Below are 17,658 nucleotides of genomic sequence, written 5' to 3'. Positions count from 1 at the left end.
TCACCGTCCGGCCCCCGTGCTCGCTGTCACCCCGCCCGCCGCGTCGTACACCGTGACTCTCCTGGTCACATCGACGGGCCGGCCGGGGGCGACCGGCTTCGGTGCGCTCACCATCGCGTACCAGACTCCCCAGTGCGGGCCGCCCGCGAGGGTGAGGGCCGTGCCGGCGACCTGGCCCGCGGTGGTCTCGATCTCGACCCGCGCCGCCTCGCGCTTGCCGCGGTAGACGCCGGAGAGGAAGTACCCCCAGTCCCCCGCGCCCTCCTGCTGGACGGTGACGCCGGGCTCGTCGGTGCCGTCCTTCACACTGCTGAACAGCGGCCCGGAGTCGGCGGGCGAGGACCAGTGCGCGCCGTCCTCGGTGAGCCAGATCTTGATGCCGTGCGCGACCTCGACCCGTTCACCGGCGGTCACGACCCGCACCGTGGCCATGGGCAGACCGGAGGGGGACGCCACCCGCCCGTCGCCCGTTTCCGGGGACATGGCCTCGCGCAGGGCGACCACGGCCAGCGGGACCACCAGCAGCGCGCACGCGGACCCCGCCACCGCGGCCGTACGCCGCCGCCTGCGCCGCCGGCCCGCGCGCTCGATGGCGGCCAGCGGCACGGCCGAGGGGGTGACGTCGTAGGCGGCTTCGGCGAACACCTCGCGCAGCGGCTCGGACTCGGCCGACGGGCGCGGGAACTTGCGGTGACGTTTCATGAGCGGGCTCCGGAGACGGGGTGTCGGCGGGCGGGGGACGGGGCGACGGAGGGGGCGGCGAGGCGGGCGGCGAGGTGGGCGGCGAGGGAGGGATGGGCGCGCAGGGCCGCCAGACCGCGCCGGGCGTGCGCCTTGACCGTGCCGGTCGAGCAGCTGAGCAGCTGCGCGATCTCGGCCTCGCCCAGTCCCTCCCAGTGGCGCAGCACCACCACGGCCCGCCGCCGCGCGGGCAGCGCGGCCAGCGCCCGGCCGAGCGCGTCCCGCCGGGCGACGGCCTGCGTGGGAACCGGTACGGCCCGGCGCGCCCGCTCGGGCAGGAACGGTGTCAGCAGACGGGCGGCGCGTCCTCTCCGCGTGCGGCCGAGGTGGGTTCTGACCAGGGAGCGACGTACGTAGAAGTCGACGTCGTCGCGCGGGATGCGCCGCCAGCGGGCACGGACCCGGGCCAGCGTGGTCCGGACGAGATCCTCGGCCTCGTGGAGGTCGCCGGTGAGCAGGTGCGCGGTGCGGACCAGACGGGGCCAGGCCGCGGTGGCGTACGGGGCGAACTCGCCGTTCCCGGCAGGCGCGCCGGGGGTTTCGGAGGCGGCGTGCGAGGCGGCGTCGGAGGGGGTGTGGGAGGAGGTGTGAGGCACGGCCTGCGGTCCCTCGGAGTCGGGTACGTGGGGGGTGTGGGCGGGCGGGGAGCCGGGACCTGAACACCCGGCTCTCCCGCCCGCACGCTCACTTCAGCGCGCTGCCGGCCCGCCACTGGGCCCAGTCCGCGTTCCAGTCGCCGTAGCCGTTGCCCACGGCCACCGTGTCCTTGGAGCCGACGACGGTGACGACGTCGCCGGGGATGACCTCGTCGTAGAACTTCTTGGCGGTGCCGTCCGTCGCGAGTCCGACGCAGCCGTGGGTGACGTTCTGGTGCCCGGCGTACGTATTGGCCTTCGGGTTCTGGTGGAGGTAGGTCCCGGAGGTGGTGAGGTGGACGGCGTAGTAGTAATAGCCCGCGTAGGCGTCGCCGTAGCCGACGGTCTGCGAGTTCATGAAGACCTTGGTCGTCTTGTCGGAGACGACCATCGTGCCGTTCCAGGTGTCCATGCCCGGGGCGCCCGCGGTGATGGGCACATTCAGGGTCTGCCCGTCCTTGACGACCCTCATCATGTGCGTGCGCACATCGACCGTGGCGACGAGCGAACGGCCCACGGTGAAGTGCCGGGTGATGCCCGAGCCCGCCCGGACGGTGACTTCGGTGCCCGGGCTCCAGTACGCGCGGGGCCGGAAGTCCACCCGCTGCCCTTCCAGCAGATTGCGGTCCTTCACCCAGCTCCAGGAGCCCTCGACATCGGCGTCGACCTTCAACTGCCGTTCCACCTCGGCCCGTTCACCGGTCGGTATCGCGTGGTCGAAGGTGACGGATATCGGCATGCCGACGCCCACGGTCTGACCGTCGGCGATGTTGATGTGCGCGCCGGTCAGCTTCGCGAGGGGTTTGGCCTTGACGGGCTGGGCGGTCGGCTTCTGACCGGTTGTTGTACCCGGCTTCGTCGCCGTGTCCACCTCGGTGCCCGCGTTCCCCGTCACCGCCCCCTTCGAGCAGCCCACGAGCGCGAGCGCGCACACGGCGGCCGCCGTCCAACCGGTCGCGATACGACGGCTCCTGGCTCTCCTGGTCATCCTGATCCCCCTGCGGTGTGTTTCGATGTGCGGCGTACGGGACCTGTACGCACGGCACGGACCGCCGGGTTGCACGGGGCGGTGGAAATTCCGAAGTCTCCGGCGGGGGCACGACCGAGGAAGAGACGGGGGGCATGACCGAGGAAGAGTTCGACGCGTTCTACGCCGCCGCGTTCCCTCGGCTGACCGGTCAGTTGTACGCGTTCACCGGGGATCACGGCGAGGCGCAGGACGTCGTCCAGGAGGCGTTCGTCCGTGCCTGGGACCGGCGGCGGGATTTCCTCGCCGAAGGGGCGCCGGAGGCGTGGATACGGACCGTGGCGATGCGGCTCGCGGTGAGCCGCTGGCGCCGCGCGCGCCGCTGGCTGGAACTCGTCCGCCGCACCCCGCCGCCCGAGCACACGCCGGGCCCCGACCCCGAGCGCACCGCGCTGGTCGCCGCGTTGCGCACGCTGCCCGAGGCACAGCGGATGGCGCTGGTCCTGCACCATCTGTGCGACCTCAGTGTCGAGCAGGTAGCCTCCGAAACCGGTGCCCCCGTGGGCACGGTCAAGGCCCGGCTGTCCCGCGGCCGGGCGGCGCTGGCGCAGACGCTGGCGACGGCGGACGAGTGGGAGACCACCGACAGGGGCAAGAAGCGCGCGGACAGGGGGAAGCCGTCCGCGGGCTTCGCGGACTCCCCGGACTCGCCGCGCTCCGCGCGCTCGCTGAATCCAACGGACGAGGGGAAGAGGGAGGACGACCGTGTCCGATGAACTCGCCTCCGGCCTGCGCGAGTTGGCCCAGGACGCCGAGACTCTCCCGGCGGTGTCCGGTGCCGAGATCCGGCTGCGGGCCGTACGCCGCAGGCGCCGGCGTTTTCGATGGACCGCCGTGACCGGTGCCTGCGCCGCCGCGAGCCTGGCCCTGGTCGTGGCCCTGAACCTGACCGGCGGTGACCGCGAGGACCGCCCCTCCCCGGCCGCGAGCCCCACCGCCCCGCCCAGCACCCCCTCCCCGGCCGCGCCCGATGCCACCGTCGACCTCTCGCGGCGCATGCTGACGGTCGCGGGCCGCGACCTGCCGATCTCCTCCGGCTCCGTCCGCTACCCAACGGCCACGGGACGGATGACGGTCGTCACGAAGGACAGCGCCAGGGCACTGTCCTTGTTCGCGGGCAAGTACATGGAGAAAGTGGCCTGGGTGATCGGTCTGCGTGCCGCCGACGGGACGACGAATTTCATCGGAACCCTCACGAGCGACGAGAAGGCCCCCGGGACCTACGACGTCACGACCGGCTGGATCGGCCTGCGCCGCGCGGACGCGGTGTGGCTGTACAAGAAGTTGGCGCCGGGCGCGGTGGTCGAGATCAGGGGCGCTACCACCCCGACCCCGGCGACGGACCTGTCGCCGTCGGCGACCGAGGGCACGGTCCTGCCGGGCGGCACCGGCGGCGCCGCGACCTATCCCGATCGGACCGTTGTTACGCCCGTGCCGTCGGTGCCCACAGCGCCGTCGGTGACGGCGGGTCTTCCCTAGGATGTGACTCCATGGGAATACTCGGCTTCTTCGTCCTCGCCATGATCGTCTTCGCGTGCTACACGGGCCTCGAAGGCAGACTGAGCCGCAACGACCGCAGGGTCGCCCGCGTCGAGAAGAAGCTCGACCGGATCCTCGACCACCTGGGTCTGACGGAGGTCGACCCGGAGCTCGAACAGGTCGCCGCGCTCGCGCGCGACGGCAAGAAGATCCAGGCGATCAAGGCGTACCGGGAGGTCACGGGCGCGGGCCTCAAGGAGGCGAAGGACGCGGTCGACCGGCTGGTCTGACCGCCGCCGCGAGGCCTTCCGGTCCTCGGGGGTCAGCCCTCCTGGGCGGCATCGGTGGTGTCGGTGGTGTCGGTGGTGTCAGCGGCGGTGTTGTCGTCGGTGTCGGCGGGGCTCTCGGTGAGGGGTTCGGTGGGCGCGTCGGTGAGGGGGCCGGTCGGCGCGGTGGTGGGGACGGCCGGTGCGGTGGTGGGAATGGCTGGCGCGGTGGGGACGGCCGGTGCGGTGGTGGGGACGACCGGCGCGGTGGTGGGAACGGTCGGCGCGGTGGCCGGGGGGCGGCCCGCCAGGACGTCCTGGAGCCGCTGCGTACCGACCTGGACGGCCTGCTGGGTGGAGTCCTGCGCCGCCCCGCCGAGCCCGCCGTTGGTGAGGGAGACCGCCCGGTCCCCGACCCGCACGGCGGCGAAGTCCAGCGTCAGCATCGGCGCCCCGCCGGAACCGTCACCACGGTCGCCGGACGACGCACCGCTCATCGTCAGCCGCAGCCCCTCCCGCGCATCGCCCACCCCGGGCAACACCGTCGGCACGACCGTCACGTTGAGCCGCCCACCCCGCACGTCCGTGGACGTGAACTGCGCGCACTTCGCGGGCAGCGTCCGCAGCCAGGCCAGCTTGGCGTCCACCTCCGAAGGAGCGGCGTACGCGGCGACCTGGTAGCGCAGCTGCGCCGCGTTGCCGCTCTCGTCGAGGCCCACGACGGCCCGGGCTCCCGTCGGCTCGCCCAGCAGATCCTCGGCGTACAGACCGTCGAGCAGTCGCTGACAGTCCGGCGTGTCCGTCCTGGTTTTGAGGAGCCCGTCCCGCCAGGTCGCCCCGCCCTGCGTCGCGGACCAGCGACCGCCCAGCTCGCCCTGGGTGATCAGCGCGGCCGAGGCCTGGGCGTCGGTGAGGGAGGGGGTGGCGGAGTCGGGCACGACGGACGGCGCTTCCGCGGGCCTCACGATGCCGTGCAACGAGCACGCGGACGCCGACACCAGGAGGCCCGCGGTCAGGGCGCGGACGAGGAGACGGTACGGACCGGTAGGACCGTTCGGAACCTGCATGGCGGAGGCCTCCTGGGGGGCGGACGCGCGAGTGTCCCTCCCACGCCACCACCGGGCCCGGCGGCCCGCCAGCCGTACCGGGCTGTCCGGGTGAGCGGCCCGGCCGATCATCCCGCCGCTGCCCGCAGGACCGCCCCGGCGAGGTCCTGCGGGCACATATCTGTCATGGCCGTGGTAGAAAATGAGCCGCCGTCCGGGCGGTTTTTTTATTCCCCGGGGTGGGGTGAGATAGTGCGCCGCCCTTCGGGAGCTGCACGTGCTAGTGTCGATATCAGTTGCAGTTGTGGTTCCCAAAGTCTTGGAGCGTACTTTCCGGTCCGTACCGGTCGGTCGCTTCTGAATTATCCGGGAGTTTTTCCGGATGGGGCAATCATTGCGGCGACGCGGACCCGCACAGTGTGGGTCCTCGAGCTTTGCCCCGAAGGAGATTTGACATGGCTACTGGCACCGTGAAGTGGTTCAACGCGGAAAAGGGCTTCGGCTTCATCGAGCAGGACGGCGGCGGCGCCGACGTCTTCGCCCACTACTCGAACATCGCCACCCAGGGCTTCCGTGAGCTCCAGGAAGGCCAGAAGGTGACCTTCGACGTCACGCAGGGCCAGAAGGGCCCGCAGGCGGAGAACATCGTCCCCGCCTAGTCCGGGACCTGCTGACGCCTGACTTCTGAGTCGGCCGACGCTTACAGGTGGCCGGGACCTGCACCATGAGGTGCGGGCCCCGGCCACCTGCTTTTTTCTTCCGTCCGGGTCGGCCCCGGTTCAGCACCGGCCGTTCCCGGTCGTTCCGGATTGAATTTCCGGCGAATTTTCTGGCAGCTGTGCCCACTTTCCGGTCTGCCGTGCCCACCTTCCGGCGCCGTGAAACTTCATCCCGCGGAGACACCATGCGTTGTGTGATCGCCCGTTTCCCCTTCGACCTCATCAAGAGTGAGGTCGAGCACTCGATGGCGGGCCGCGAGCCCGAACCCGTCACCAGCGCGTCCGTGGTCATCGGCCCGCACACCTACCCCGTCAAGCAGGTCGGGGAGGTCATCACCAAGCAGGACCGCCGCGACTTCACCGAGGTCGAGGTCGCCCGCGCGCTCACCCGTCTGGGCTTCGTCTGCCGCCCGGCCGTCACCCCGGCCCGCTCCGCCGTCCCCAGCTGGGCCGAGACCGCGTAACACCCCGTCCGGCCCAGCATCCCCGTTTTTTCTCCTCAGCCCTTCATCCACGGGGCGCCGGGGACGTCCGTCCGTACCCTCGTCGCCACGAAGTCCACCGTCGCGTAGTGGCCCGGCGACATCCGGGCCGTGACGCGGCGGAGATTGCCGTCGGTGTCGATCCAGTAGGTGAGGGTGGAGTCGTCGGCTGGGCTCCCGGAGGCGCTCGGGCCAGGGCGCGGGCCGGAGAAGACACCGTAACCGTGGCCGTCCAGGCGTTCGTCGCGCAGCCACAACGGACCTGAACGGGCGAGGAGTTCCGCGTTGTCGGGCCGGTCCGCGGCCACGGAGAGCACCAGGCGCAGGGCTCGGTCCAGGGGCGCCGTGGAGTAGGGGCGGCGGGTCCACTCCTCGCGCTTGAGGGTGCCGGCCCTGCGGACGGCCCCCGCGGCGGTCGTCACGATGTCCGGGGCGGGGGGCCTGGCCGTCGTCCGGCCGGGCTCGGCGCCGCGCGCGGCAGCCGACGGGCGGGCCACGGCGAGGCCCTCCAGGTCCCAGGCGAGCAGGCCCTGCACGGTCCGGGTGTCGTCGACGATCTCGTACGCGCCCACGGCCCGGCGCACATGGTGGTCGACCACCGCACGCACCGTGATCGTCCCGTCCCCCGTCTCCGCCGCGGGCAGCCGGACCGTCACCTCCGAAGGACTCGCCTCGTAGGCGCGGAACCGGGCCAGTGCCATGCGCTGGGCCTCGTCCGCCGAGACCGGGTGCGGGGACGTGTCTCCGTTGCCGGAGAGCACGAGCAGGAGGGCCGTCAGGGCGCCCGCCAGCGCCGTCGTGGCCGCGACCGCCGTCACCCAGATCTTCTTGCGCGGCTCGCGCGGCGTGCGCGGAGTGCGTGGCTCGCGTGGCGGTTGCGGCACGTGGGGCTCACGGGGCTCACGGGGCCCGTGGGGCCCGTCAGGAGAGAAGCGCATGCTTGTCTCTACCTGTGGGCGGGCTCTCCACCGGTCGACTCCGCTGGACGGTCCGCCCCGGGTCACTCTCCCGGGTGAGGCGGGGCGGGGCTACACCGCCAGGATCGCCCGGACGGTCTTGCCGCCGACGCCCGTGTTGACGACTTCCAGGCGGTGGGCGAGCTGCTGGACCATCGCGAGGCCGCGGCCGCTTTCGGCGTCGGCGTCCACCAGGCCGACCCGGGGGCGGCCGGGGCTGTCGTCATGGACCTCGACGGTCACCTCGCCGCCGTGTCCCAGCTGGAGCCGCAGCCGGCAGCCGGTACGGCCGTGCCGGACGGCGTTGGCGACGAGCTCCGAAGCGATGAGCGTGGCGTCGTCGACCTGGTCGGCGGTCGGCGCCGCCGTCCGCGGACGGGGACGGGTCAGGAACGCCGAGGTCAACCTGCGGGCCCTGCCTGCCGAAACGGCCGCGCGCGGCAGTGTGTACTCCACGCGGGCGGTCAGTCGGACGGCGCGCTGCTGCGCACGCATGACAACCTCACTTCCCCTCCCAGGACAACCGCTACCCGGCGACCGGACCCCCGCCGGCCGGGACCCGCGCGAAACGGTGCGCGGACGGCCCTGCCCCCGGGTGATGCCCGCCCCCGGCGATCGGCAACCAGGGGCGGAGGTCACAAAGCCGCCAAGGATGTACAGAGTTGCTGGTGGTTCACGGCAGGGTTGCCGTCGGTTCACGGCCCGTTGCCGAGGAGGCGGAAGTCCGCGTAGTCGAAGCCGGGGGCCACCACGCAGCTGACCAGGACCTCTTGGTCACCGGCCGGCCGGGCGGACTGCCAGACGTGGCCGGGGACCAGGGCCTGCGGGCGTTCACCGCTTTCCAGGGCGGGGCCCAGACGCAGGACCGTCGGCTCCGCGTCCGGGGCTTCGCCGTCGCCGCCGAGGAGGAGGTCGAGGGGGCCGCCGCGGTGCCACAGCCACAGTTCGTCGGAGCGGACCGTGTGCCAGGCGCTGGTCTCCCCGGGGGACAGCAGGAAGTAGATGGCGGTGGCGGCGGCCCGGGGACCCGGGTAGCCCTCGGGGTGGAAGTCCCGCGCCGCCCGCCACGTCTCCACGAACCAGCCGCCCTCGGGATGCCTTCGCATGCCCAGTGCGGCGGCCGTCGCCGGTTTCTCCGGATCGGTGCTCGTGTTCACTCGCCGTCCTTCCTCTCGAAAGTTCTCCGACCACTCCCGTGTCTCACAGGAGTCTGAAAGGGTGTGGGGATGCCGACCCTCTACAGAACAATGCTCGGTCTGCTGCCCCGGATCGGGGTGCGGGTTCTTGATCTCGGTTCGGGTGCGGCGGTGGTCTACCGGCGCGGCAAACGTACCCGCGTCCCCGTGGGGCGCGCCGCCGATCTGATCGCCCGCGGCAGCGGACAGTACGTGGTCACACCGGTGGGCGCGGAGGCCAAGGCGGACATGTGGGTGGTCGCCCGGGAGCCCTCGTCGCCGGGAGACGTCTGGGGCAGTGTCTCCTTCGGTGAGTCCGGTGGGCGGCTGCTGGTCGACGAGACGGCCTCGGCGGCCGACGAACGCCGTTTCCAGCTGGCCGCCGCCGAGTATCTGTGCACCCAGCACGTTACGGCCCTGCTGGAGAAGTACCAGGTCAACTGTGTCTTCGACGTGGGCGCCAACTCCGGCCAGTACGGGCGGCGGCTGCGCAAGCTCGGCTACACCGGCCGGATCGTCTCCTTCGAACCCACCAAGGACGCCTTCGAGAAGCTGGAGCGCGCCGCCAAGAAGGACGACGACTGGTGGGTGTACAACGTCGGGCTCGGCCGTGAGGACTCCGCCCAGTCCATCCACGTGGGCTGGAACACCATGAACTCCCTTCTCCCGCCGAGCGACTACGGCAAGGACCGCTACCTCCGGTTCGCGAAGACCAACACCGAGGAGATCGAGATCCGGCGCCTCGACGGGATGCTGGAGAAGGCGCTCGACGGCATCGCCGACCCCCGGCCGTATCTGAAGATGGACACCCAGGGCTACGACCTGGAGGTGTTCGCGGGGGCCGGGGAGCGGATCGCGGACTTCGTGGGCATGCAGTCGGAGGTCGCGGCCCTGCGGCTCTACGAGGGCAGCCCCCGGATGAGCGAGTCGATCGCCACGTACGAGGGCAGCGGGTTCGAGATCTCGGGGATGTACCCGGTGACGCGTGAGGAGAGCACCGGCCGGGTCGTCGAGTTCGACTGCGTGATGGTCCGCGCGGACGCGGTACCCAAGGCGGAGTGACCCGAAGGAGTGACCAGAAGGAGTGATCCCACCTGGTCACTCCTCGTCAGGCCGGATACGCGTGCGTCTGGGCGGCCTTCACCGTCGCCCAGACCGGCGCCCCGGTGTGCAGGTCGAGCTCGGCCGCGGCGACCGTCGTCAGGTCCGCGGCGAGCGCTAGTTCTCCGGTGAGGTCCGCGCGGATCTGGTCGCCGTGCGTCTCCAGGCCCGCGACCTCGCACCGCCACACGTTGCGCGCGCTGGAGCCGGTCGGACGGTCGCGGTACAGCGTGACGGCGCTGGGCGGGAACGCCACGAGGACGGGACCGGCCAGATCCTCGGTCGTGGTGATCGCCGGACCCGTGTCCAGTCGTACGGTGTGGCCCTCGGCCGCGCCCCGGTAGAGGTTGAGGCCGACGAGCTGGGCGATGTAGTCCGTGCGTGGATGGCGGGCGATGTCCGACGGCGTCCCCTCCTGGACCACCCGGCCGTGCTCGACGACCACCAGCCGGTCGGCGAGCACCATCGCGTCCAGCGGGTCGTGCGTCACGAGTACGGCGACGGCCTCGAAGTCGCTTAGATGGCGCCGGAGTTGGGAGCGCACGTCGAGGCGGGTGCGGGCGTCGAGCGCGGCGAGCGGCTCGTCCAGCAGGAGCAGCCGGGGGTGGGTGGCCAGTGCGCGGGCGAGCGCGACGCGCTGTGCCTGTCCGCCGGACAGCCGGCGCGGCTTGGCGGCCGCGTGCTCGGCCAGCCCCATCCTGTCCAGCCACTCGGCGGCCCGCTCCCGCGCCACCGCTTTCGGTACGCCCTGGCAGCGCGGCCCGAACGCCACGTTGTCCAGGGCGGACAGGTGCGGGAAGAGCAGATAGTCCTGGAAGACGACGCCGACCGGACGGGCCTCGGGCGGCGTACGCCCCAGGTCCGCGCCGTCCAGCCGGATCCGGCCGCCGTCGGACAACGGGGTGAGCCCCGCCAGCGCCCGCAGCGCGGTGCTCTTGCCCGCCCCGTTCGGCCCGAGCAGCGCGACGACGTCACCGGGCGCGGCGGCCAGGGCGATGTCGAGACGGAAGGCGTCGCGGTGGACGACCAGGTGGGCGTCGAGCCCTTTGTCGGAAGCGGGGGGCTTGCCCAGGGGGAGCGTCGGGTCCGTCATGACGGCGCCGCCGTCCAGCGGTCCCTGAGGCCCGCCAGGACCGCGATCGACACCGCCAGCAGGACCAGGCTCAGGGCGATCGCGGCGGCCGGGTCGTTCTGGAGGGCCAGGTAGACGGCGAGCGGCATGGTCTGGGTGCGGCCGGGGAAGTTGCCGGCGAAGGTGATCGTCGCCCCGAACTCGCCCAGGGCGCGTGCCCATGCCAGTACGGCACCGGCGGCGATCCCGGGCGCGATCAACGGCAGGGTGACCCGGCGGAACGCGGTGAACCGGGAGGCGCCGAGCGTCGCGGCGGCCTCCTCGTAGCGCGGATCGGCTGCCCGTAGCGTGCCCTCCACGCTGATGACCAGGAACGGCATCGCCACGAACGCCTCCGCGACCACGACGCCCGCCGTGGTGAACGGCAGCGTGATCCCGAACCACGAGTCCAGCCACTGCCCGACGACGCCGTTGCGCCCGAGCGCCAGCAGCAGCGCCACACCGCCCACCACCGGAGGCAGCACGAGGGGCAGCGTCACCAGGGCCCGCACGAAGCCCCGCCCGGGGAAGTCCGTACGGGCGAGGAGCCAGGCCAGTGGCACGCCCAGCACCAGGCTCACCCCGGTCGCCGCCGTGGCGCAGACCAGGGACAGCTGGAGCGCCTGCCAGACCGCCGTACTGGTCAGCTGGTTCGGGAGGTCCCGCCAGGGGGCCCGTACGAGCAGGGCGATCAGGGGGAGCAGGAGGAAGGCCAGGCCGACCAGGGCGGGGAGGAGGAGGGGGAGCGGAATCCCGGCCGCCCGTCGGCCCGTCCGGACGCGCCGGCGCCGCGGCCCACCGGTGAGGGTGTCGGCCGCGGCGTCGGAGGCGTCCAGTTCGGTCACGGCTGCAGGAATCCCGCGGCGGTGAGGACCTTCTGGCCCTCGGCGGACTGCACGAGCGCGATGAACGCCTTCGCCGCCTCCGCGTTGGGCGCGTCCTTGAGCAGGGCGATGGGGTATTCGTTGACGGCCTTGGCCGACTCGGGGAACTCCACGCCCTCCACCTTGTCACCCGCCGCCTTCACGTCGGTCTTGTAGACGACGGCGGCGTCGGCCTCCTTCAGCTCCACCTTCGTCAGGGCGCTCTTGACGTCCTGTTCGTAGGAGACCGGGGTGAGCTTCAGCTTGCTCGCGTCCAGCGCCTTCTGCGCGGCGGCGCCGCACGGCACCGTCTTGTCGCAGAGCACGACCTTGAGGCCGGACTTGGTGAGGTCCTTCAGGGAGGCGACCTTGTCGGGGTTGCCGGGCAGGGTCGCGATCTCCAGCTGGTTGCGCACGAAGGTCGCGGGCGTGGTCGCGGCGTCCTTCTTGTCCGTCACGATCGCCATCGTCTTGGGGCTGGCCGCGGCGAACACGTCGGCCGGGGCGCCCCCGGTGATGCTGGCGGCGAGCGCGTCGCTGCCGGCGAAGTTGAAGGTGACCTTCGTGCCCGGGTTGGCCTTCTCGAACTCCTTGCCCAGGGTCGTGAAGCTCTCCTTGAGCGAAGCGGCGGCGAACACGGTCACCGTGCCGGAGAGCTTCGCCGAGGAGGAGGCCGAGGTGTCCGACTTCGGGGAGGAGTTGGAGGAGGAGTCGGAGTCGGAGGACGAGCAGGCACTCAGGGCCAGCAGCGCGGCGGCGCCGACGCCGGCCACACGCAGAGTGCGGGTGCGGGTCCGGCGCGTGGATCGGGTCATCACGGGTCTACTCCCTCAGAAGCCTCAGGCATGCTTACACCGATCATACTTCCGCAGATGCAAGCCGGAAGTCTCCTGTCACATCGCATGAGCTGCACGATCGTTGCCTGGGTGTACGCATGTGCGTTTGTACGGGACCGCCTCCTGGGTACGGACATTCGGGAGGTGGTGCCCAGTGGGCCAGTCCCTGACGCAGTCGCCCGCTCACTCGCTCGCGTCGGTCGCCCTGACCGGCGACCTCGCCCGTCCGGTCCGGCTGACCGTGCCCGACCTGTTGGCCTGGCCCCAGCACCGGGCCCGGGTCAGCTTCGAGTGCGCCACCAGCGGCGTACAGCACCACCGCTTCGAGGGGCCCCTGCTGCACGACGTCCTGCACGACGCCGGACCGGGCTTCGACCCCGCCCGCCGCAAGGACCGGCTGCGCTTCCTCATCGCGGTGGCCGGGGCGGACGGCCATCACGCGCTCCTCACCTGGGCCGAGATCGACCCGGACTTCGGGCACGCCCCGGTCCTCCTCGCGGTCGGCATCGACGACACCCCGCTGGACCGGGCGGGCCCCCAGCTCGTACTGCCCCAGGACCGCTGCGGCGCCCGGCACATCAGCGGCATCAACGCGATCCGCGTGGACGGGCGCTACCCGTCGTGGACCTAGGCCCTGTCGTCACATTCCCGTCTGCCCCGCGACGCCATGCACGCCCTCTCGCCGCACCGGGCACAGACCCAAGTACATCCAGTACGAGGGCCTGCGCCCGGCACGCCGAGAGCACGCACCTGACCCCGCAGGGCCCGCCCTCCGGGCGGACGACGGGAATGTGACGACAGGCCCTAGCCGCCGAGGGCATGGACGTGGCGCGGGGGCGCCTGCGAGCCTGGCCCGCCGGGGAGGTCGTGGATGCTGCTGCGTCAGCTGGAGTACCTGGTCGCGCTGGCCAGGGAGCGGCACTTCGCCCGTGCGGCGGCCGCCTGCTTCGTCTCGCAGCCCTCGCTGTCCGCCGCGATCCGCCGTCTCGAACACGAGCTGGACGTGCCGATCGTGCGCCGGGGCAGACGGTACGAGGGGCTGACCCCGGAGGGGGAGGTGGTACTCGCCTGGGCGCACCGCATCCTCGCCGAGCGCGACGCCCTGCACCAGGAGTTGTCGGCGCTGCGCGGCGGCCTCACCGGCACCCTGCGCCTGGGTATCGTCCCCACCGCGCTGCCCGCCGCCTCCCTCCTCACCACCCCGTTCTGCGAACGCCACCCGGGGGCCCGCGTCCGCCTGGAGTCCCTGTCGTCGGCCGAGATCACCCACGGGCTCGCCGAGTTCGAGCTCGACGCGGCGATGACGTATCTGGACGACGCAGAGCTTCGTCACGTACGCCGCTTCCCGCTGTACGAGGAGCGGTATGTGCTCCTCACCCCGGTGACCGGTCCGCTCGGCGCGGCGACGACCGCCCGCTGGGCGCACGCGGCCGCCCTGCCCCTGTGCCTGCTGAGTCCCCGGATGCGCAACCGGCGGATCATCGACGAGTGCTTCGCGGCGGACGGCGCGAAGGCGACCCCGGCGATCGAGTCGGACAGTGTCGCCGGGCTGTACGCGCATCTGCCCAGCGGCCGCTGGTCCAGCGTGATCTCCCATGCCTGGCTGCACATGTTCGGGGTGCCGGAGGGGATGCGGGTGGTGCCGCTGGAGGGGCCCGCGCACGGGCCGAGGGTGGGGCTGGTCGTGGCGCGGGACGATCCTCCGTCCGTTCTGGCGGAGGCGCTGTTGAAGGTGGCGCGCGAGGCGGGGGTGAGGGACGCGCTGGACGCTCTGCTCCACACCTATCTGGGCGGGCGCGGTTGAGGGCCTGTTGATAGCCGCCGTCTATCCGGGCATAGCGACGTTCGCTTTGACCAGCGCGATCGGCTCCGAGGATCGTGACAGCACCGTCCGTTCGACGGAGCCCACGATCAACGGAGTTGAGGAGAGCCGCGTCATGGCCAAGGTGCTCTGCGTGCTGTACGACGACCCGACCGACGGATACCCCACCACGTACGCCCGGGACGATCTCCCCGTCATCGACCACTATCCCGGCGGCCAGAGCGCGCCCACCCCGAAGGCGACCGACTTCACCCCCGGCCACCTTCTCGGCAGCGTGAGCGGCGAACTCGGTCTGCGCCGCTTCCTGGAGGAGCGCGGGCACACCCTGGTGGTCACCTCCGACAAGGAGGTGCGCGGCGGCGTTGGCTCGGTCTTCGACCGGGAGCTGCCGGACGCGGACGTCGTCATCTCGCAGCCGTTCTGGCCCGCCTATCTGACCCCCGAGCGGATCGCCGCCGCGAAGAACCTGAAGCTGGCGATCACGGCGGGCATCGGCTCCGACCACGTCGACCTCGACGCGGCCATCGCGCACGGTGTCACGGTCGCCGAGGTGACGTACTGCAACAGCATCAGCGTCGCCGAACACGTGGTGATGATGACGCTCTCCCTCGTCCGCAACTATCTCCCCTCCCACCAGGTCGTCCTGGACGGCGGCTGGAACATCGCGGACTGCGTGGCCCGTTCGTACGACCTGGAGGGCATGCACGTCGGTACGGTCGCCGCCGGGCGCATCGGGCTCGCGGTGCTGCGCCGCCTCGCGCCCTTCGACGTGAAGCTGCACTACACGGACCGGCACCGGCTGCCGGCGGAGGTGGAGCGGGAGCTCGGGCTGACCTTCCACGCCACGGCCGCCGAGATGGCGCCGCACTGCGACGTCGTCACCATCAACGCGCCGCTGCACCCGGAGACGGAGGGCCTGTTCGGCGACGAGTTGCTCGCCACGATGAAGCGCGGTGCCTATCTCATCAACACGGCGCGGGCCCGGATCGTGGACCGGGACGCCGTCGAACGGGCCCTGCGCGGCGGGCAGTTGGCGGGGTACGCGGGTGACGTCTGGTATCCGCAGCCCGCCCCGGCCGACCACCCCTGGCGCACCATGCCGCACCACGGCATGACCCCGCACATCTCGGGTTCGTCGCTGTCCGCGCAGGCCCGTTACGCGGCGGGCACCCGGGAGATCCTGGAGTCGTGGCTCGACGGGACCCCGATCCGCGACGAGTACCTGATCGTCGACGGGGGTGCGCTGGCGGGGACGGGGGCGCACTCGTACTCCGTCACCCGATGAGCGGGTAGACCGACGGCCGTCGAGGCCGCCGCCCGAGGGCCTGATTCGAAGGACAGGCCCTAGTCTCCTGACTCAGGAGACTAGACCCGGTCGATGTGCACGTTCGTCGACTTCACGCGGGCGGTGGCCTCCATGCCGACCTCGAGGCCGAGTTCCTCGACGGCCTCCCGGGTCAGCAGGGAGACCAGCCGGTGCGGTCCGGCCTGGATCTCCACCTGGGCGGCCACGTCGCCGAGCTTCACGGCGGTGACGATGCCCGGGAACGCGTTGCGCACAGAGGTGTAGGAGGCGTCCTCCTCACCGCTGCCGCCCTTGGCGAGCTCGACGGAGAACGCGGCCAGATCCCGCCCGTCGATCAGCCGCCGCCCGCCCTCGTCCCGGTGCGTCGCCACCCGCCCGGCGTCCGCCCACCGTCGTGCGGTGTCCGGGCTCACGCCGAGCAGCCGGGCCGCCTGACCGATGGTGTAGGACTGCATGCGCGCCAAGATAGGCGCGAGATCCTTGCATATGCAAGCAAGCCCGTGGGGTGCGTCAGAGATCGCCCTTGACGTACGAGCGGGCCGCCGCCATGACGTCCTTGTGCCGGTCCTCGGCGATGGCCTGCAGCGGTGAGTCGTCCTCCAGCTGCGGATTCATGCCGATCATCCAGGCGCGTGCCGTGTGGCAGTTCTCCTGGAGCTCGATGATCTGGAAGACCTGGTAGGCCGCCCGCAGGCGCAGCTCGGAGTCGATTCTCGGGCTGTTCTGGGCGCTGGACCACTTGCCGACCTGCTTCGGGTCCTCGATACCGGCGATGAACGCGGTGAGTTTCTGCCCGAAGTTGTCCTGGAGGAAGCGCGCTATGTCGGCGATCGACTTCTGGACCGTGTTGGCGTGCGCGGTGGTCTCGGTGACCTTGTCGGTGACGCTCGTGGTGACCGTCTTGGCCGCGGACTCTCGCAGTGGCTGCATGATTCCTCGCTTCGTGGCGGTCATGAAACGGGTAAGACGCGGGATGGCGCGAGGGGTGACAGACGGGGTGTCAACATGGCGTCTCCTCAGTTGTGTTGAGGGAAGTCTACCCGTCGGAGGGTCTCTCACTCCACCGTTTTCCCCCCTTCAATCCCCTGTGAAATCCCACCTCGAAAATGGCGTGAGGGGTTTGACCAGGGGTTTTCTCCGGTGCCGTCGATGGGTACGGGACGGAGCACCGCTCGATCGGGCGACGCGGGTGCGGCCGAACGCCCGGGGGGCGGGCGCCGTTCGGCGGACCCGAACGCCCCGTTCAGGAGATCGCGAGTCCCGTTCAGAAGATCCGAGAGTCCCGTTCAAAAGACACGCAGGCCGTATTCCGCCGCGACCGCGCGCAGTTCGGGGGACTCCGGCTGGATGGGGCGCCGCTCGGCCTCGACGAGATCGACGTCGTGGAAGATGGCCCAGCAGGTGCGCCCGCCGTATCCGGAGCGGTAGGCGATGCCCTGGGCCAGCCGGTGGCCGGCGTCGTTGCGCTGGGCGACCGTCCAGGCCGCGATCTGCCGGGCGAGCCTGCGGTCGCGCCCATGGATGTGCAGGTCGGTGAGCGGGGGCTCGATGTCCCACGCCGTCAGCTCGCCCCGGAGTTCGCGTGCGAGGACGGTCCGGGTGGCCTCGGCGTCGACGTCGAGGAACTGGGCGTCCTTGGCGGGTTCGAGCCGGACCAGGATGTGGTCCTCGCGCCAGCCCGAGGCCAGGTGGCCGAGCCTCATGTGGCTGGGCCGCTCGTCCCACTCGTGGCCGATGAGCCCGCGCAGCTTGGGATGGACGCGGAAGGGCGCGAGCGCCTCGGCGTAACAGCCGGCCGGATCGCTGGCGCAGTACAGCATTCCGTAGGTGGCGAGGCTGAAGCGGCCCGCGCTGGAGCCCTGGCTGGTCTCGGGTTCGAGCCGGTTGTACTCCTTGGGGTGATCCCTCTTGCCCAGCCGCCACACTCCGCGTTCCGGAGCGGGGACGAGGGACGGTAAGTGGGCTGTGGTCACCGCCGAAGGGCTGTTGTTCATCCTGGTCCTCGCTGCTGAGCCGATGGTCTGCGGCCGCTGCCGCACTGCCGGGGCGCCGCCCGGCGGGCCGAGGGGCCCCGGGCCCGGGTGGCCCGCGCG

21 protein-coding genes and 1 pseudogene are annotated in these 17,658 nt (G+C 71.7%); 9 read left to right on the top strand and 13 right to left on the bottom strand.

Annotation, left to right across the window (positions count from 1 at the left end; all coding sequences use genetic code 11):
- From ACFVWD_RS17785 to ACFVWD_RS17775, 3 genes are all read right to left on the bottom strand, one after another.
- Positions 1-702, bottom strand: coding sequence for a hypothetical protein (locus ACFVWD_RS17785; protein ID WP_389597089.1), 702 nt, complete (start codon positions 700-702; stop codon positions 1-3).
- Entirely contained in the window at positions 699-1,337 is a 639-nt protein-coding gene (locus ACFVWD_RS17780; RefSeq protein ID WP_389597087.1) for a SigE family RNA polymerase sigma factor, read from the bottom strand. Before ACFVWD_RS17780 ends, ACFVWD_RS17785 begins: the two co-directional genes overlap by 4 nt.
- Before the next feature lie 88 nt (positions 1,338-1,425).
- Entirely contained in the window at positions 1,426-2,364 is a 939-nt protein-coding gene (locus ACFVWD_RS17775) for a L,D-transpeptidase (RefSeq protein ID WP_389597085.1), read from the bottom strand.
- Positions 2,365-2,498: 134 nt separating this feature from the next.
- Between ACFVWD_RS17775 and ACFVWD_RS17770 the strand changes: the two are divergent.
- From ACFVWD_RS17770 to ACFVWD_RS17760, 3 genes and pseudogenes are all read left to right on the top strand, one after another.
- A pseudogene (locus tag ACFVWD_RS17770) lies at positions 2,499-2,975 on the top strand (SigE family RNA polymerase sigma factor); the annotation flags it as partial.
- A gap of 133 nt (positions 2,976-3,108) precedes the next feature.
- Positions 3,109-3,882 carry a L,D-transpeptidase gene (locus ACFVWD_RS17765; protein WP_389597083.1) on the top strand — a complete coding sequence of 258 codons (774 nt, stop codon included), beginning with the start codon at positions 3,109-3,111 and terminating at the stop codon, positions 3,880-3,882.
- Between the two features lie 11 nt (positions 3,883-3,893).
- On the top strand, positions 3,894-4,172 hold the full coding sequence (locus ACFVWD_RS17760; RefSeq protein WP_389597082.1) for a ribosomal protein L7/L12: 279 nt from the start codon (positions 3,894-3,896) through the stop codon (positions 4,170-4,172).
- A 32-nt stretch (positions 4,173-4,204) separates the two neighbouring features.
- Here ACFVWD_RS17760 and ACFVWD_RS17755 read toward each other — a convergent pair whose 3' ends face one another.
- On the bottom strand, positions 4,205-5,215 hold the full coding sequence (locus tag ACFVWD_RS17755) for a hypothetical protein (protein WP_389597081.1): 1,011 nt from the start codon (positions 5,213-5,215) through the stop codon (positions 4,205-4,207).
- Positions 5,216-5,649: 434 nt separating this feature from the next.
- Between ACFVWD_RS17755 and ACFVWD_RS17750 the strand changes: the two genes are divergently transcribed.
- Positions 5,650-5,853, top strand: a complete 204-nt coding sequence (locus ACFVWD_RS17750; RefSeq protein WP_010986199.1) for a cold-shock protein — start codon at positions 5,650-5,652, stop codon at positions 5,851-5,853.
- A 245-nt stretch (positions 5,854-6,098) separates the two neighbouring features.
- Positions 6,099-6,377: an SCO5918 family protein gene (locus tag ACFVWD_RS17745; protein ID WP_385372962.1), complete on the top strand. Its 279-nt coding sequence runs from the start codon at positions 6,099-6,101 to the stop codon at positions 6,375-6,377.
- A 35-nt stretch (positions 6,378-6,412) separates the two neighbouring features.
- On the opposite strand, the gene ACFVWD_RS17740 is transcribed toward ACFVWD_RS17745, so the two are convergent.
- The 3 genes from ACFVWD_RS17740 to ACFVWD_RS17730 all read right to left on the bottom strand — a co-directional run bounded on the left by ACFVWD_RS17740 (position 6,413) and on the right by ACFVWD_RS17730 (position 8,508).
- Positions 6,413-7,279, bottom strand: a complete 867-nt coding sequence (locus ACFVWD_RS17740; protein WP_389597079.1) for a hypothetical protein — start codon at positions 7,277-7,279, stop codon at positions 6,413-6,415.
- A gap of 144 nt (positions 7,280-7,423) precedes the next feature.
- Positions 7,424-7,846, bottom strand: a complete 423-nt coding sequence (locus tag ACFVWD_RS17735) for an ATP-binding protein (protein ID WP_389597077.1) — start codon at positions 7,844-7,846, stop codon at positions 7,424-7,426.
- 200 nt (positions 7,847-8,046) lie between these two features.
- Positions 8,047-8,508 carry a cupin domain-containing protein gene (locus ACFVWD_RS17730; protein WP_389597075.1) on the bottom strand — a complete coding sequence of 154 codons (462 nt, stop codon included), beginning with the start codon at positions 8,506-8,508 and terminating at the stop codon, positions 8,047-8,049.
- Between the two features lie 69 nt (positions 8,509-8,577).
- Here ACFVWD_RS17730 and ACFVWD_RS17725 point away from each other — a divergent pair, with 69 nt between their 5' ends.
- The gene (locus ACFVWD_RS17725; protein ID WP_389597074.1) at positions 8,578-9,588 is read left to right on the top strand and encodes an FkbM family methyltransferase; all 1,011 of its coding nucleotides are present in this window, start codon (positions 8,578-8,580) and stop codon (positions 9,586-9,588) included.
- 46 nt (positions 9,589-9,634) lie between these two features.
- Here ACFVWD_RS17725 and ACFVWD_RS17720 read toward each other — a convergent pair whose 3' ends face one another.
- The 3 genes from ACFVWD_RS17720 to modA are packed head-to-tail and all read right to left on the bottom strand — an operon-like array spanning position 9,635 to position 12,416.
- A complete protein-coding gene (locus tag ACFVWD_RS17720; RefSeq protein ID WP_389597072.1) occupies positions 9,635-10,720 on the bottom strand; it encodes an ABC transporter ATP-binding protein in 1,086 nt (361 codons plus the stop codon).
- Complete coding sequence (gene modB, locus ACFVWD_RS17715; protein ID WP_389597070.1) at positions 10,717-11,583, bottom strand: molybdate ABC transporter permease subunit; 867 nt, start codon at positions 11,581-11,583, stop codon at positions 10,717-10,719. Before modB ends, ACFVWD_RS17720 begins: the two co-directional genes overlap by 4 nt.
- Positions 11,580-12,416, bottom strand: a complete 837-nt coding sequence (gene modA, locus ACFVWD_RS17710) for a molybdate ABC transporter substrate-binding protein (protein WP_389597068.1) — start codon at positions 12,414-12,416, stop codon at positions 11,580-11,582. The genes modB and modA overlap by 4 nt, the downstream gene beginning before the upstream one ends.
- Before the next feature lie 175 nt (positions 12,417-12,591).
- On the opposite strand from modA, the gene ACFVWD_RS17705 reads away from it, so the two are divergent.
- From ACFVWD_RS17705 to ACFVWD_RS17695, 3 genes are all read left to right on the top strand, one after another.
- Positions 12,592-13,068, top strand: coding sequence for a molybdopterin-dependent oxidoreductase (locus ACFVWD_RS17705; RefSeq protein ID WP_389597067.1), 477 nt, complete (start codon positions 12,592-12,594; stop codon positions 13,066-13,068).
- A gap of 240 nt (positions 13,069-13,308) precedes the next feature.
- Positions 13,309-14,241, top strand: coding sequence for a LysR family transcriptional regulator (locus ACFVWD_RS17700; protein ID WP_168509752.1), 933 nt, complete (start codon positions 13,309-13,311; stop codon positions 14,239-14,241).
- A gap of 133 nt (positions 14,242-14,374) precedes the next feature.
- Positions 14,375-15,544 (top strand): NAD-dependent formate dehydrogenase, encoded by a 1,170-nt coding sequence (locus tag ACFVWD_RS17695; protein WP_389597065.1) that lies wholly within the window; start codon positions 14,375-14,377, stop codon positions 15,542-15,544.
- Between the two features lie 80 nt (positions 15,545-15,624).
- Here ACFVWD_RS17695 and ACFVWD_RS17690 read toward each other — a convergent pair whose 3' ends face one another.
- The 3 genes from ACFVWD_RS17690 to ACFVWD_RS17680 all read right to left on the bottom strand — a co-directional run bounded on the left by ACFVWD_RS17690 (position 15,625) and on the right by ACFVWD_RS17680 (position 17,559).
- Positions 15,625-16,020 (bottom strand): helix-turn-helix transcriptional regulator, encoded by a 396-nt coding sequence (locus tag ACFVWD_RS17690; RefSeq protein ID WP_101399329.1) that lies wholly within the window; start codon positions 16,018-16,020, stop codon positions 15,625-15,627.
- Positions 16,021-16,075: 55 nt separating this feature from the next.
- Entirely contained in the window at positions 16,076-16,495 is a 420-nt protein-coding gene (locus ACFVWD_RS17685; RefSeq protein WP_389597063.1) for an XRE family transcriptional regulator, read from the bottom strand.
- 356 nt (positions 16,496-16,851) lie between these two features.
- On the bottom strand, positions 16,852-17,559 hold the full coding sequence (locus ACFVWD_RS17680) for an RES domain-containing protein (RefSeq protein WP_389597061.1): 708 nt from the start codon (positions 17,557-17,559) through the stop codon (positions 16,852-16,854).
- Positions 17,560-17,658 lie beyond the last annotated feature (99 nt).

The organism is Streptomyces sp. NPDC058086 (genome assembly GCF_042885015.1).
Classification (GTDB): Bacteria; Actinomycetota; Actinomycetes; order Streptomycetales; family Streptomycetaceae; genus Streptomyces.
This window is presented reverse-complemented; position numbering and strand designations above follow the sequence as displayed.

What these genes read in the sequence shown, in the direction of transcription:
- ACFVWD_RS17785 (WP_389597089.1), bottom strand. Translation starts at nt 702, where the DNA reads ATGAAACGTCACCGCAAGTTCCCGCGCCCGTCGGCCGAGTCCGAGCCG.
- ACFVWD_RS17775 (WP_389597085.1), bottom strand. Translation starts at nt 2,364, where the DNA reads ATGACCAGGAGAGCCAGGAGCCGTCGTATCGCGACCGGTTGGACGGCG.
- ACFVWD_RS17760 (WP_389597082.1), top strand. Translation starts at nt 3,894, where the DNA reads ATGGGAATACTCGGCTTCTTCGTCCTCGCCATGATCGTCTTCGCGTGC.
- ACFVWD_RS17755 (WP_389597081.1), bottom strand. Translation starts at nt 5,215, where the DNA reads ATGCAGGTTCCGAACGGTCCTACCGGTCCGTACCGTCTCCTCGTCCGC.
- ACFVWD_RS17750 (WP_010986199.1), top strand. Translation starts at nt 5,650, where the DNA reads ATGGCTACTGGCACCGTGAAGTGGTTCAACGCGGAAAAGGGCTTCGGC.
- ACFVWD_RS17745 (WP_385372962.1), top strand. Translation starts at nt 6,099, where the DNA reads ATGCGTTGTGTGATCGCCCGTTTCCCCTTCGACCTCATCAAGAGTGAG.
- ACFVWD_RS17735 (WP_389597077.1), bottom strand. Translation starts at nt 7,846, where the DNA reads ATGCGTGCGCAGCAGCGCGCCGTCCGACTGACCGCCCGCGTGGAGTAC.
- ACFVWD_RS17725 (WP_389597074.1), top strand. Translation starts at nt 8,578, where the DNA reads ATGCCGACCCTCTACAGAACAATGCTCGGTCTGCTGCCCCGGATCGGG.
- ACFVWD_RS17720 (WP_389597072.1), bottom strand. Translation starts at nt 10,720, where the DNA reads ATGACGGACCCGACGCTCCCCCTGGGCAAGCCCCCCGCTTCCGACAAA.
- modA (WP_389597068.1), bottom strand. Translation starts at nt 12,416, where the DNA reads ATGACCCGATCCACGCGCCGGACCCGCACCCGCACTCTGCGTGTGGCC.
- ACFVWD_RS17700 (WP_168509752.1), top strand. Translation starts at nt 13,309, where the DNA reads ATGCTGCTGCGTCAGCTGGAGTACCTGGTCGCGCTGGCCAGGGAGCGG.
- ACFVWD_RS17695 (WP_389597065.1), top strand. Translation starts at nt 14,375, where the DNA reads ATGGCCAAGGTGCTCTGCGTGCTGTACGACGACCCGACCGACGGATAC.
- ACFVWD_RS17690 (WP_101399329.1), bottom strand. Translation starts at nt 16,020, where the DNA reads ATGCAGTCCTACACCATCGGTCAGGCGGCCCGGCTGCTCGGCGTGAGC.
- ACFVWD_RS17685 (WP_389597063.1), bottom strand. Translation starts at nt 16,495, where the DNA reads ATGCAGCCACTGCGAGAGTCCGCGGCCAAGACGGTCACCACGAGCGTC.
- ACFVWD_RS17680 (WP_389597061.1), bottom strand. Translation starts at nt 17,559, where the DNA reads ATGAACAACAGCCCTTCGGCGGTGACCACAGCCCACTTACCGTCCCTC.